This window comes from Rhodovulum sp. 12E13, from assembly GCF_003340565.1.
Lineage (GTDB): Bacteria > Pseudomonadota > Alphaproteobacteria > Rhodobacterales > Rhodobacteraceae > HLUCCA09.
The window spans coordinates 133,434-146,594 of sequence record NZ_QPLK01000005.1 but is presented as its reverse complement, the minus strand read 5'-3'; the positions used below and the strand labels follow the sequence as shown (position 1 = coordinate 146,594).

Sequence of the window (13,161 nt, the reverse complement as noted above, 5' to 3'; positions counted from 1 at the left end):
CGCCATGACGCGAGGCGGCCGGAAACGCGAGCGCGACGAGCCGATCCGCCGCTGCATCGCCACCGGGGCGGAACTGCCGAAGGTGCGGCTGATCCGCTTCGTGGTCGGGCCCGAGGGGCAGGTCGTGCCCGACCTCGCCGGCAAGCTGCCGGGCCGTGGCATCTGGGTGTCTGCCGACCGGGCGGCAGTCCAGAAGGCGGCGAAGAAGAATCTCTTTGCCCGCTCCGCCAGGCAGGGCGTCACTGTGCCCGAGGGGCTCGCCGACCAGGTCGAGGCGGGCCTGGCGGCGAGGGTCGTGGAGCTGGTTTCGCTGGCACGAAAGGCCGGCGATGCGGTGACCGGCTACGAAAAGGTCAAGGCGTGGGTCGATTCGGGCCGCGCCGCCGCCCTGATCCAGGCCGCCGACGGCTCTGAGCGGGGCAAGACGAAGATCAACCTCCCGCCCGACGAGGGGCCGACCATCGGCTGCCTCACGAGCGGGGAATTGGGTTTGTCCTTCGGTCGGGTGCGTGCAATACACGCGGCGCTCGGCGGTGGCGGACTCACGACACGTATAGTAGAAGACGCGAGCCGGCTGGCCGGCCTGCGCGCCAGCAGCATCGGGGCACCGGCCCCGGAAAGGACGAAGAACTCGCATGAGCGACAGTGACGGCAAGAAGACCCTCGGCCTGAAATCCGGCCCGCGCTCCGGCCAGGTGAAGCAGAGCTTCTCCCACGGGCGGACGAAGAACGTCGTGGTCGAGACCAAGCGCAAGCGGGTCGTCAAGCCGCAGACCGGCGCGGCCGGAAAGGCTGGCGGGGCCGCGCCCTCGGGCGGCGATCCCTCGCGCCGGCCACAGGGCATTTCCGACGCCGAGATGGAGCGCCGGATGAAGGCGCTCGCCGCTGCCAAGGCGCGCGAGGCCGACGACGCGAAGGCCCGTGAGGAAGAGGAGCGGCGCCGCGAGGAAGAGCGCCAGCGCCGCCGCGAGGAGATCGAGGCGAAGGAGCGCGAGGAGCGCGAGCGCGAGGAGGCGCTCAAGGCCAAGGCCGAGGAGGAGGAGCGCAAGAAGCGCGAGGCCGACGAGGCCGCACGCCGCGAAAAGGAGGCGCCCGCCGCCGCCGCGCAGCCCGCCCCCGATGCCGGCGCCCGCCCCGGCGGCAAGCCCTCGACCGCGCCCAAGAAGGAGCGCGAAGAGCCTCGCCGCGACAAGGATACCCGCAGCAAGGGCAAGGGCGACGGTGGCCGCCGCTCGGGCAAGCTGACGCTCAACCAGGCTCTCGCCGGGGGCGAAGGCGGTCGTCAGCGCTCCATGGCCGCGATGAAGCGGCAGCAGGAGCGTGCGCGGCAAAAGGCGATGGGTGGCCGCGAGAGCCGCGAGAAGGTCGTGCGCGATGTGCAGCTGCCCGAGGTCATCCAGGTCTCTGAACTGGCCAACCGGATGGCCGAGCGCGTCGGCGACGTGGTCAAGGCGCTCATGCAGAACGGCATGATGGTCACGCAGAACCAGTCGATCGACGCCGATACCGCCGAGCTCATCATCGAGGAGTTCGGGCACCGCGTCGTCCGTGTCTCCGACGCCGACGTCGAAGACGTCATCACCGGGGTCGAGGACAAGGCAGACGATCTCAAGCCGCGCGCCCCCGTCGTCACCATCATGGGCCATGTCGATCACGGCAAGACGTCGCTGCTCGACGCGATCCGCAATGCCAAGGTCGTGGCCGGCGAAGCGGGTGGCATCACGCAGCATATCGGCGCCTACCAGGTCCAGACCGACTCGGGTGCCACGCTGACGTTCCTCGACACGCCGGGCCACGCCGCCTTCACGTCGATGCGCGCCCGCGGCGCGCAGGTGACCGACATCGTGGTGCTGGTCGTGGCCGCCGACGACGCGGTCATGCCGCAGACGGTCGAGGCGATCAATCACGCCCGCGCCGCCGGGGTGCCGATGATCGTGGCGATCAACAAGGTCGACAAGCCCGAGGCCGATCCCGACAAGGTGCGCACCGGCCTGCTTCAGCACGAGGTCATCGTCGAGAAGATGTCGGGTGATGTGCAGGACGTCGAGGTGTCGGCCATCTCTGGCCAGGGCCTCGACGAGCTGCTCGAGGCCATCGCGCTGCAATCGGAGATCCTCGAGCTCAAGGCCAACCCCGACCGGGTGGCCGAGGGCGCGGTCATCGAGGCCCAGCTCGACGTGGGCCGCGGCCCGGTGGCCACGGTGCTGGTGCAGAAGGGCACGCTCAAGCGCGGCGACATCTTCGTCGTGGGCGAGCAATGGGGCAAGGTGCGCGCGCTCATCAACGACAAGGGCGAGCGCGTCGACGAGGCCGGCCCCTCGGTGCCCGTCGAGGTGCTGGGCCTGAATGGCACGCCCGAAGCGGGCGACGTGCTCAACGTCGTCGAGACAGAGGCCCAGGCCCGCGAGATCGCCGAGTACCGCGAGCAGAAATCGAAGGAACGGCGCGCCGCCGCTGGCGCCGCCACGTCGCTCGAACAGCTTCTGGCCAACGCCAAGGCCGACGAGAACGTCAAGGAACTGCCCGTGCTGGTGAAGGCCGACGTGCAGGGCTCGTCGGAGGCGATCACGCAGGCGCTCGAGAAGATCGGCAACGAGGAGGTGCGCGTGCGCATGCTTCACGCCGGTGTCGGCGCCATCACCGAGACCGATGTCGGCCTCGCCGAGGCGTCGGGCGCTCCGGTGATCGGCTTCAACGTGCGGGCCAACGCGCCGGCGCGGAACGCCGCCAACCAGAAGGGCGTCGAGATCCGCTACTACTCGGTGATCTACGACCTGGTCGACGACGTGAAGGCTGCGGCATCGGGCCTGCTCGGTGCGGAAGTGCGGGAAAAGTTCATCGGCTACGCCGAGATCAAGCAGGTCTTCAAGGTGTCGAACGTCGGCAAGGTCGCCGGCTGCCTCGTCACCGAGGGGGTCGCCCGCCGCTCGGCCGGCGTGCGCCTGCTGCGCGACAACGTCGTCATCCACGAGGGCACGCTGAAGACGCTCAAGCGCTTCAAGGACGAGGTGGCCGAGGTCCAGTCGGGGCAGGAATGCGGCATGGCCTTCGAGAACTACGAAGACATCCGCGAGGGCGACGTCATCGAGATCTTCGAGCGCGAGGAGGTCGAGCGCACGCTCGCCTGACCGCCGCCGGTTCCAAACGGCGAAAAGGGCGCCCACCGGGCGCCCTTTCTGCGTCTTGCGATGCGCTTGCCGGTGTCAGGCGGTGCCGAGGCCGACCGGCGTGCCCGCATAGAGCCGCTCGCCGACGCGCACGATGATCCGCCCGCCCGGCAGGCTCTTGACGAACAGGCCCTGCACCGAGACGCAGCTGCCCATGACGATGGTGCGGAGCATGACCCCTCTCCCTTTCAGCAAACCTCGACCGACTATAGTCACCCGTCGTTCACCTTTCACCTGTAAATCCGTCGCATACCCGGTGATTGCGCACAAATTTGTGGCATTTCATGAAGGTGTGGCAGGTCAGAGCCAGTCGCGAAGGTGCGGGATCAGGGGCAGGTCGGCCGGCGGCATCGGGTAGTCGCGCAACCGCGCCGGCACGGCCCAGGCAAGGCGCTGGCCCTCGCGGGCCTCGGGCGTGCCCTGCCACTTCCGGCAGGCGAAGAGCGGCATGAGCAGGTGGAAATCGGCGTAGGAATGACTTGCGAAGGTGAGGGGCGCCAGGCAGCTCTCCCACGTCTCGATGCCGAGCTCTTCGTGCAGCTCGCGCATGAGGGCGGCCTCCGGGGTCTCGCCCGGCTCTACCTTCCCGCCGGGGAACTCCCAGAGCCCGGCCATGCTCTTTCCCTCGGGTCGCTGGGCGAGCAGCACCCGCCCGTCGGCGTCGACCAGCGCCACCGCCGCCACGAGGACAACCTTCATCCGACGCGCTCCGGGCCCGGCGCTCGCGCGAGGGGCGGCGGCGGAAGCCTCCGGCGGGGATATTTGCAGCAAGAAGAAGCAGGGGGGCGGGGCATGGGCCGGCTCAGGAGCGGTAATCGGCGTTGATGCGGATGTACTGCTCGGTCAGGTCGCAGGTCCACATCAAGCTCTCGTGGGGGCCGAGGCCGAGGTCGACCGCGATGACCAGCTCGGCGTTCTTCATGTAGGCGGCGCCGTCTTCCTCGCGGTAGCTCTCGGCGACCCAGCCTTTCTCGGCCACGAGAATGTCGCCGAAACGGATCGCCAGGCGATCTCGGTCGGCCTCGGCGCCGGACTTGCCCACCGCCATCACGACGCGGCCCCAGTTGGGGTCTTCGCCGGCGATCGCGGTCTTGACCAGCGGCGACTCCGCGATGGCGCGGGCCACGCGGCGGGCGTCGTCGGCCGAGGCGGCGCCGGTCACGCGCACCTCGACAAATTTGGTGGCACCCTCGCCGTCGCGCACGATCTGGCGGGCGAGGTCGGCCATCACCGCCTCGAGCGCGGCGGCGAAGGGCGCGCTCTCGCTGACGTCGATGGCGGAGGCGCCGGTGGCGGCCACGAGCACGGTGTCGGAGGTCGAGGTGTCGCCGTCGACCGTGACGCGGTTGAAGCTGGCATTCGCCGCGCGCTCGGTCAGCCGCTGGAGGGCGCCGAACGGGCAGGCGGCATCGGTGTAGAGGAAGGCGAGCATCGTGGCCATGTCGGGCGCGATCATGCCCGAGCCCTTGGCGATGCCGGCGACGGTGACGGGGCCTTGCGGTGTCTCGACGACCCGCACCGCGCCCTTGGGGAACGTGTCGGTCGTCATGATGGCGCGGGCGGCCTCCGCCAGTCCGCCGGGCGCTGCGCCGGCCACGAGCCCGTCGACCGCCGCGGCGATCCGGTCATGCGGCAGGCGCTCGCCGATCACGCCGGTCGAGGCGGTGAAGACGCGCCCCTCGGGCACGCCGGCCGCTCGCGCCACGGCGGCGCAGAGGGCCGAGACCGACGCATCGCCGGCCTGCCCGGTGAAGGCGTTGGAATTGCCCGAGTTGACGAGGAAGGCCGCGCCGCCGGGCACGCCCGCCCGCAGCTTTGCCTCGCAGTCGCGCACGGGGGCGGAGCGGGTCGACGAGCGGGTGAAGACGCCCGCCACCGTCGTGCCGGGGTCGAGCAGGGCGAGCGTCACATCGACCCTGCCGGGAGTGCGCACGCCCGCCTCTGCGGAGGCGAAGCGCGCGCCTGCGATCCCGGGCAGATCGGGGAACCGCTCGGGCGCGAGCGGCGAGACGGGCAGGGCGCCGCCCACCGCTTACTCGGCGACGAGCGAGAGGTCGGACAGGATCGCGGGATCGACGTCGATCTCGGCGCGCGTGATGTCGGCCTGCTCGACCACCTCGGCGATGCGGGCCTCGACCGCCTGCTGCCGCAGCTCTTCCGCGATCTCGGCGCGCACCTCCTCCAGCGGCGGGGCGTCAGCCATGCGCGTCTCGTTCAGCTTGACCACGTGCCAGCCGAACTGGGTCTGGACGGGGGGCGAGACCTCTCCCGCCTCGAGCGCCATCACCGCCTCCTCGAACTCGGGGACCATCATGCCCGCGCCGAACCAGCCCAGCGCGCCGCCGTCGGGGCCGGAGGGGCCGGTCGAGTGCTCGCGGGCGAGCTCGGCGAAGTCGGCCCCCTCGTCGATCTGGCCGATCAGCGATTGCGCCTCCTCCTCGGTCTCCACGAGAATGTGCGAGGCGTTGTACTCGGTCGACGGCTCGGCCTCTGCGTAGCGGTCCTCGTAGGCGGTCTCGATCGCCTCCTCGGTCACCGCATCCTGCCCGGCCATGCCCAGCGCCTCGCCCGCGAGAAGGCCGGTGCGCTGGTTCTCGATGGTGAGCTGCGTGGCCTTCGTCGGATCCTCGAGCGACTGCGCCAGCGCGTTCTGCTGGATCAGCTGGTCGAGCAGGCCGGGAAACAGCACCTCGTCGGGCAGCTGCTGGTACTGGCGCGGAAGGGTCTGCCGGGCGACGATCATGTGACCGATCGTGATCTCGGTGCCGCCCACCGTGGCGACCACGGTATCGGCGTCCTGCGCGGCCAGAGGCGTGGCGGCGAGGCCGAGGGCGAACGCCCCCGCGAGTGCGACGAGGCGGGGCTGCATGCGCGATGCTCCTTTCGTGCCGCGAGGGGGCGGCGTTGACTCCGAAAGAGCGGCCTCTTACATCGCCTCAGGTCCGAGGGCCGGGCCGCTCGCGTCACGCGCTTCGTAACGCCGCGAGGGAGGGTCGGCAACCGCCCTCGCCCCCGAACGAGCGCACGAAAGCGAGAGACATGCTGGGTTTCAAGACCGTCGCACGAAAGGTCTTCGGCACGCCGAACGACCGCAAGATCAAGGCCACCCGCCCGACGGTGGAGCGGATCACCGCGCTCGAGCCCGATTTCCACAAGCTGTCCGACGAGGGCCTGATCGCCAAGACCGAAGAGCTGCGCAAGCGCGTGGCCGAGGGCGAGAGCCTCGACGAGGTGCTGCCCGAGGCGTTCGCCAATTGCCGCGAGGCGGCCCGCCGGGCGCTGGGCCTTCATGCCTTCGAGGTGCAGCTGATGGGCGGCATCTTCCTTCATCAGGGCAACATCGCCGAGATGAAGACGGGCGAGGGCAAGACGCTGGTCGCCACCTTCCCGGCCTATCTCAATGCGCTCTCGGGCGACCCGGTGCACATCGTGACGGTCAACGACTACCTTGCCCGACGAGACGCCGAGTGGATGGGCAAGGTCTTTGCCGCGCTCGGCATGACGACCGGCGTGGTCGTGCCCCAGCAGCCCGACGCCGAGAAGAAGGCGGCCTACAAGGCCGACATCACCTACGCCACGAACAACGAGCTCGGCTTCGACTACCTGCGCGACAACATGAAGTCGGAACTGTCGGAGATGAGCCAGCGGGGCCACGGCTTCGCCATCGTCGACGAGGTCGACTCGATCCTGATCGACGAGGCGCGCACGCCGCTGATCATCTCGGGCCCAAGCCAGGACCGCTCGGAACTCTACCAGGCCGTCGACAAGCTCGCCCCCGAGCTGACCGAGGAGCACTATTCGCTCGACGAAAAGCAGCGCAACGTGACCTTCACCGACGAGGGCAACGAGTTTCTCGAGCAGCGGCTGCACGAGATGGGCCTGCTGCCCGAGGATCAGCCGCTCTACGACCCCGAGAGCACCACGATCGTTCACCACGTGAACCAGGCGCTCAAGGCGCACGTGATGTTCAACAAGGACAAGGACTACATCGTCCGCAACGGCGAGGTCGTGCTGATCGACGAGTTCACCGGCCGCATGATGGCCGGCCGCCGCCTGTCCGACGGCCTGCACCAGGCGATCGAGGCGAAGGAGGGCTGCAAGATCCAGCCCGAGAACGTGACGCTCGCCTCGGTGACGTTCCAGAACTACTTCCGGCTCTACGACAAGTTGTCGGGCATGACCGGCACGGCCGCCACCGAGGCCGAGGAATTCATGACGATCTACGGCCTCGGCGTGGTCGAGGTGCCCACGAACGTGCCGATCGCACGCGCCGACGAGGACGATCAGGTCTTCCGTACCGCGAAAGAGAAATTCGATGCCATCGTCGCGGCGATCCGCGAGGCGCACGAACGCGGGCAGCCCGTGCTTGTCGGCACGACCAGCATCGAGAAGTCGGAGATGCTGTCGAGGTTCCTCGAAACGGCGCAGATCCCGCACAACGTGCTCAACGCCCGCCACCACGAGCAGGAGGCGCAGATCATCGCCGATGCAGGCAAGGTGGGGGCCGTCACGATCGCCACGAACATGGCCGGCCGCGGCACCGACATCAAGCTGGGTGGCAATGTCGAGTTCAAGGTGATGGAGGCCATCGCCGCCGAGCCCGAGACCGACCCCGAAGAGATCCGCAAGCGCGTCGAGGCCCAGCACGCGGCCGAGGAGCAGAAGGTTAAGGACGCGGGCGGCCTCTTCGTGCTGGCCACCGAGCGCCACGAGAGCCGCCGCATCGACAACCAGCTGCGCGGCCGCTCGGGCCGGCAGGGCGACCCGGGGCGCTCGCAATTCTACCTCTCGCTCGAGGACGACCTGATGCGCATCTTCGGGTCGGAGCGGCTCGACAAGATGCTGACCCGCCTGGGGATGAAGGAGGGCGAGGCCATCGTTCACCCTTGGGTCAACAAGTCGCTCGAAAAGGCGCAGGCGAAGGTCGAGGGGCGCAACTTCGACATCCGCAAGCAGCTGCTGAAGTTCGACGACGTGATGAACGACCAGCGCAAGGTGATCTTCGGCCAGAGGCGCGAGATCATGGAGGCGGAAGAGGTCGGCGAGATCGTCCGCGACATGCGCCACCAGGTGATCGACGACCTGGTCGACACCTACATGCCGAAAAAGGCCTATGCCGACCAGTGGGAGACCGAGGCGCTCGCCGCCGAGGCGCGCGACAAGCTGGGGCTCGACGTGCCCGTCGAGCAGTGGGCGGCCGAAGAGGGCGTCGACGACGACGACATCCGCGAACGGCTCTACAAGGCGTCCGACGAGTTCATGGCGCAGAAGGCGGCCGCGTTCGGCCCCGAGACCATGCGCAACATCGAGAAGCAGGTGCTGCTGCAGACGATCGACCAAAAATGGCGGGATCACCTGCTCAGGCTCGAGCATCTGCGATCGGTCATCGGCTTCCGCGGCTACGCGCAGCGCGACCCGCTGAACGAGTACAAGACCGAAGCCTTTCAGCTCTTCTCCGGCCTTCTCGATGGGCTGCGGGGCGACGTCGTGCAGAAGCTGTCGCAGATCCGTCCGCTGAGCGAGGACGAGCAGAAGCAGATGATGGAGCAGCTGCTCGCCCAGCAACGGCAGATGCAGGCCCCAGCCGAGGCGCCGCAGGCCGCCCGGCAACCCGAGCCCGCGGGTGTCAATGGAGGTGGCGCGGCCGTGGCCGAGGCGGCCGAGGCGCCGCGCCCCGGTTTCGTCGAATCCGATCCGGCCACGTGGGGCAACCCGGGCCGCAACGAGCCCTGCCCCTGCGGCTCAGGCAAGAAGTTCAAGCACTGCCACGGCAGCCTGTAGGGCTGCGCGGACGCGGCAGGCTCGTCAGAGGTAGCCGGCGCCGCGCAGGCTGACCTCGCGGCTCTTGCCGACGATGATGTGGTCGTGCAGCGTCACGCCCAGAACCTGCCCCGCGGCCTCGATCTGCGCCGTCATGTCGATGTCGGCCCGGCTCGGCGTGGGGTCTCCCGAGGGGTGGTTGTGCACGAGGATCAGCGCCGAGGCGCCAAGCTCCAGGGCGCGCTTCATCACCTCGCGCGGATAGACCGGCACATGGTCGACCGTGCCTGTGCCCTGCGCCTCGTCGGCGATCAGCACGTTCTTTCGATCGAGGTAGAGGACGCGAAAGCGCTCGGTCTCGAGATGCGACATGGCGGTGCGCACGTAGTCGATCACGGCGTCCCAGCTGGAAATCACGGGGCGCTGGATGACGCGGGCGCGGGCCAGCCGGTGCGCGGCGGCCTCGACCACCTTGAGCTCGCAGATCACGGCCTCGCCCACACCGTCGATCTCGCGCAGGCGCGCGGGCGGAGCGGAGAGTACGCGGGCAAAATCGCCGAACGAGTCGAGCAGGCAGCGGGCGAGCGGCTTGACGTCGGCCCGCGGGATCGCGCGGAACAGCACCAGCTCCAGCATCTCGTAATCCGGCAGGGCCTCGGCGCCGCCGTCGAGGAAGCGCGCGCGCAGGCGCTGCCGGTGATCCTTGATGTAGGAGGGCGGCTCGGGTACCCGCCCGTGCCGCTTGCCGCGCGGCGGCAGGGCAACGGGCACGGCCTCGTCGCCGCCGAAGAGCGGCATGGGGGCCTCGGAAAAGGACGGGTCGGAGCGCATCGCCCGACCGTCGCGCGATTCTGGTGAACGATGGGTTAAGGGCGGGAGAGGAAAGCGAGCAGGGAGAGATAGCCCGGCATCTGGCGCGAGCGGCCAACGGCGGCCTGCGCCGTGCGGCCCGGGGGCGTCGCGGCCGTCCATGCTCTGCCCGGCGGCCGTTCCGTCCGGGCCTCGGTCACCCCTTCATCCCGTCCCAGAAGCTCTTGACCTGGTCGAAGAAGCTTGACCGATGGGGGTTGTTGTCTTCGGACAGCTTCTCGAACTCGCGCAAGAGTTCCTTCTGGCGCCCGGTCAGGTTGACCGGCGTCTCGACGGCCAGCTCGATGAACATGTCGCCCAGCGCCTGCCCCCGCAGCGCCGGCATCCCCTTGCCGCGCAGGCGCAGCTGCTTGCCGGTCTGGCTGCCGGCGGGCACCTTCACGCGGGCGCGGCCGCCGTCGATCGTGGGCACCTCGATATCGCCGCCGAGGGCGGCAGCCGTGATGCTCACGGGCACGCGGCAATAGAGGTTCACCCCGTCGCGCTGGAAGATCTCGTGCTCGGTCACCTCGATGAAGATGTAGAGGTCGCCCGGCGGCCCGCCGCGCAGGCCCGCGTCGCCCTCGCCGGCGAGGCGGATGCGCGTGCCCGTCTCGACCCCGGCGGGGATGTTGACCGACAGCGCGCGCTCCTTCTCGACGCGACCGGCGCCGCCGCAGGCGGTGCAGGGGTTCTTGATGATCTGGCCGAGGCCCGAGCAGGTCGGGCAGGTCCGCTCGACGGTGAAGAATCCCTGCTGCGCGCGCACCTTGCCCATGCCGGCGCAGGTCGGGCACGCGACGGGCTCGGCGCCGCCCTCGGCCCCGGTGCCGGAACATTCGGCGCAGGTGACCGACGAGGGCACCTTGATCGTCTTCTGCAGGCCAGAATACGCCTCTTCCAGCGTGATCCGCAGGTTGTAGCGCAGATCTGCCCCGCGCGAGGCGCGGCTCCGGCCCCCCGCACCGGCACGTCCGCCCATGAAGTCGCCGAACAGGTCGTCGAACACGTCGGAAAAGGCCGAGGCGAAGTCGCCCTGCCCGCCGGCACCGAAGCCGCCCGGGCCGCCGGGGCGCCGCCCGGCGCCGCCCATCCCGCCGTCGAAGGCGGCATGGCCGAACCGATCGTAGGCGGCTTTCTTGTCGGGATCCTTGAGCGCCTCGTAGGCCTCGTTCACTTCCTTGAACTGGGCCTCGGCCTCGGGATTGTCCGCGTTGCGGTCGGGGTGAAGCTCTTTCGCCTTCTTGCGATAGGCCTTCTTGATCTCGTCGTCCGACGCGCCGCGGGCAACGCCGAGCACCTCGTAGAAATCACGTTTCGCCATGGGGTGTCGTCCCTCCCCTCGAACGACGCAGCCGGCCCGGGATCATCCGGACCGGCCGCGCGCGAGGCCAAGATTGGGCCTCAGCCGGCACGCTTGTTGTCGTCCTCGCCGAGATCCTCGAAGTCGGCGTCAACGATGTCCTCGTCGACGCTCGACGGGCCGTCATCGCCATCGGCCGTGTCGCCGCCGCCCGACTTCTCCTGTTCGGCCTTGTAGATCGCCTCGCCGAGCTTCATCGCGGCCTCGGTCAGGTTCTGGATCCCCGACTTGATCTTGCCGGCATCGTCGCCCTGCAGCGCCTCTTCGAGCGGCTGCATGGCGAGCTCGATCGCCTCGACCGTCGACTGATCGACCTTGTCGCCGTGCTCTTCGAGCGACTTCTTCGTCGAATGCACGAGGCTTTCGCCCTGGTTCTTGGTCTCGACCAGCTCGCGCCGCTTCTTATCGTCCTCGGCGTGGCTCTCGGCCTCCTTGACCATGCGCTCGATCTCGTCCTCGTCGAGGCCGCCCGAGGCCTGGATGGTGATCTTCTGCTCCTTGTTCGTGCCCTTGTCCTTGGCGGACACCGACACGATGCCGTTGGCGTCGATGTCGAAGGTCACCTCGATCTGCGGCATGCCGCGCGGCGCGGGCGGAATGTCTTCCAGGTTGAACTGGCCGAGCAGCTTGTTGTCGGCCGCCATCTCGCGCTCGCCCTGGAAGACGCGGATCGTCACCGCGTTCTGGTTGTCCTCGGCCGTCGAGAAGATCTGGCTCTTCTTGGTGGGGATCGTGGTGTTGCGGTCGATCAGGCGGGTGAACACGCCGCCCAGCGTCTCGATGCCGAGCGACAGCGGCGTGACGTCGAGCAGCACCACGTCCTTGACGTCGCCCTGCAGCACGCCGGCCTGGATCGCGGCGCCGGCGGCGACCACTTCATCCGGGTTGACGCCCTTGTGCGGCTCCTTGCCGAAGAACTTGGTCACTTCCTCGACGACCTTGGGCATCCGCGTCATGCCGCCCACCAGCACGACCTCGTCGATGTCGCCCGCCGACACGCCGGCATCCTTCAGCGCGGCCTTGCAGGGGTCGATCGACTTCTTGATCAGGTCGGCCACCAGGCTTTCCAGCTTGGCGCGGGTCAGCTTCATCACCATGTGCAGCGGCTGGCCGCCGTTGGGGTCCATCGAGATGAAGGGCTGGTTGATCTCGGTCTGGCTCGACGAGGACAGCTCGATCTTGGCCTTCTCGGCCGCCTCCTTGAGGCGCTGAAGGGCCATCTTGTCCTTCCGCAGGTCGACGCCGTGCTCCTTCTTGAACTCGTCGGCGAGGTAGCTGACGATCCGCATGTCGAAGTCTTCGCCGCCGAGGAACGTGTCGCCGTTGGTCGACTTCACCTCGAACAGGCCGTCGTCGATCTCGAGGATCGTGATGTCGAAGGTGCCGCCGCCAAGGTCGTAGACGGCGATGGTCTTGCTGTCCTTCTTGTCGAGCCCGTAGGCCAGTGCGGCGGCCGTCGGCTCGTTGATGATGCGCAGCACCTCGAGGCCGGCGATCTTGCCGGCATCCTTGGTGGCCTGGCGCTGCTGGTCGTTGAAGTAGGCCGGCACGGTGATGACCGCCTGGTCGACCTCTTCGCCGAGATAGGACTCGGCCGTCTCCTTCATCTTCTGCAGGATGAAGGCGGAAATCTGGCTGGGGCTGTATTTCTCGCCCTTCACCTCGACCCAGGCGTCGCCCTGCCCGCCGTCGACGATCTTGTAGGGCACGAGGCCCTTGTCCTTTTCCACCTCGGCGTCGCCCATGCGGCGGCCGATCAGGCGCTTGACGGCGAAGATGGTGTTTTCGGAATTGGTGACGGCCTGGCGCTTGGCCGACTGGCCGACCAGCCGCTCGTTGTCGGTGAAGGCGACGATCGAGGGCGTGGTGCGCGCGCCCTCGGCATTCTCGATCACGCGGGGCTGCGACCCGTCCATGATGGCGACGCAGCTGTTCGTCGTGCCGAGGTCGATCCCGATGACTTTGCCCATTGCGTAGTACCTCTTTCTGGCGATGTGCTGGGGCGCGGGCCCGTTCCGGCCC

The 13,161-nt window shown here is 68.8% G+C and carries 10 protein-coding genes; 3 read left to right on the top strand and 7 right to left on the bottom strand.

Going from position 1 to position 13,161, the window contains the following annotated elements; translation table 11 throughout:
- The first annotated feature begins 4 nt into the window (after positions 1–4).
- Complete coding sequence (locus DLJ49_RS06425; protein ID WP_115392708.1) at positions 5–649, top strand: RNA-binding protein; 645 nt, start codon at positions 5–7, stop codon at positions 647–649.
- Complete coding sequence (gene infB, locus DLJ49_RS06420) at positions 636–3,128, top strand: translation initiation factor IF-2 (RefSeq protein WP_115392707.1); 2,493 nt, start codon at positions 636–638, stop codon at positions 3,126–3,128. Before DLJ49_RS06425 ends, infB begins: the two co-directional genes overlap by 14 nt.
- A gap of 75 nt (positions 3,129–3,203) precedes the next feature.
- On the opposite strand, the gene DLJ49_RS22035 is transcribed toward infB, so the two are convergent.
- The 4 genes from DLJ49_RS22035 to DLJ49_RS06405 form a co-directional block, all read right to left on the bottom strand.
- Positions 3,204–3,341, bottom strand: a complete 138-nt coding sequence (locus DLJ49_RS22035; protein WP_199533313.1) for a hypothetical protein — start codon at positions 3,339–3,341, stop codon at positions 3,204–3,206.
- 126 nt (positions 3,342–3,467) lie between these two features.
- Positions 3,468–3,866, bottom strand: a complete 399-nt coding sequence (mutT, locus tag DLJ49_RS06415) for an 8-oxo-dGTP diphosphatase MutT (RefSeq protein WP_115392706.1) — start codon at positions 3,864–3,866, stop codon at positions 3,468–3,470.
- A gap of 103 nt (positions 3,867–3,969) precedes the next feature.
- Positions 3,970–5,196, bottom strand: a complete 1,227-nt coding sequence (gene argJ / locus DLJ49_RS06410) for a bifunctional glutamate N-acetyltransferase/amino-acid acetyltransferase ArgJ (RefSeq protein WP_233488787.1) — start codon at positions 5,194–5,196, stop codon at positions 3,970–3,972.
- A gap of 3 nt (positions 5,197–5,199) precedes the next feature.
- On the bottom strand, positions 5,200–6,036 hold the full coding sequence (locus DLJ49_RS06405) for a peptidylprolyl isomerase (RefSeq protein ID WP_115392705.1): 837 nt from the start codon (positions 6,034–6,036) through the stop codon (positions 5,200–5,202).
- A gap of 170 nt (positions 6,037–6,206) precedes the next feature.
- Here DLJ49_RS06405 and secA point away from each other — a divergent pair, with 170 nt between their 5' ends.
- Positions 6,207–8,948: a preprotein translocase subunit SecA gene (secA, locus tag DLJ49_RS06400; RefSeq protein ID WP_115392704.1), complete on the top strand. Its 2,742-nt coding sequence runs from the start codon at positions 6,207–6,209 to the stop codon at positions 8,946–8,948.
- Between the two features lie 24 nt (positions 8,949–8,972).
- Here the strand turns inward: secA and radC are convergent, their stop codons facing one another.
- The 3 genes from radC to dnaK form a co-directional block, all read right to left on the bottom strand.
- On the bottom strand, positions 8,973–9,758 hold the full coding sequence (gene radC, locus DLJ49_RS06395; RefSeq protein ID WP_115392703.1) for a RadC family protein: 786 nt from the start codon (positions 9,756–9,758) through the stop codon (positions 8,973–8,975).
- 175 nt (positions 9,759–9,933) lie between these two features.
- Complete coding sequence (dnaJ, locus tag DLJ49_RS06390) at positions 9,934–11,100, bottom strand: molecular chaperone DnaJ (protein WP_115392702.1); 1,167 nt, start codon at positions 11,098–11,100, stop codon at positions 9,934–9,936.
- An 80-nt stretch (positions 11,101–11,180) separates the two neighbouring features.
- The gene (gene dnaK, locus DLJ49_RS06385; protein WP_115392701.1) at positions 11,181–13,109 is read right to left on the bottom strand and encodes a molecular chaperone DnaK; all 1,929 of its coding nucleotides are present in this window, start codon (positions 13,107–13,109) and stop codon (positions 11,181–11,183) included.
- Positions 13,110–13,161: the final 52 nt, after the last annotated feature.

Coding starts and splice junctions, on each gene's coding strand:
- DLJ49_RS06425 (WP_115392708.1), top strand. CDS start 5: ATGACGCGAGGCGGCCGGAAACGCGAGCGCGACGAGCCGATCCGCCGC.
- infB (WP_115392707.1), top strand. CDS start 636: ATGAGCGACAGTGACGGCAAGAAGACCCTCGGCCTGAAATCCGGCCCG.
- DLJ49_RS22035 (WP_199533313.1), bottom strand. CDS start 3,341: ATGCTCCGCACCATCGTCATGGGCAGCTGCGTCTCGGTGCAGGGCCTG.
- mutT (WP_115392706.1), bottom strand. CDS start 3,866: ATGAAGGTTGTCCTCGTGGCGGCGGTGGCGCTGGTCGACGCCGACGGG.
- DLJ49_RS06405 (WP_115392705.1), bottom strand. CDS start 6,036: ATGCAGCCCCGCCTCGTCGCACTCGCGGGGGCGTTCGCCCTCGGCCTC.
- secA (WP_115392704.1), top strand. CDS start 6,207: ATGCTGGGTTTCAAGACCGTCGCACGAAAGGTCTTCGGCACGCCGAAC.
- radC (WP_115392703.1), bottom strand. CDS start 9,758: ATGCGCTCCGACCCGTCCTTTTCCGAGGCCCCCATGCCGCTCTTCGGC.
- dnaJ (WP_115392702.1), bottom strand. CDS start 11,100: ATGGCGAAACGTGATTTCTACGAGGTGCTCGGCGTTGCCCGCGGCGCG.
- dnaK (WP_115392701.1), bottom strand. CDS start 13,109: ATGGGCAAAGTCATCGGGATCGACCTCGGCACGACGAACAGCTGCGTC.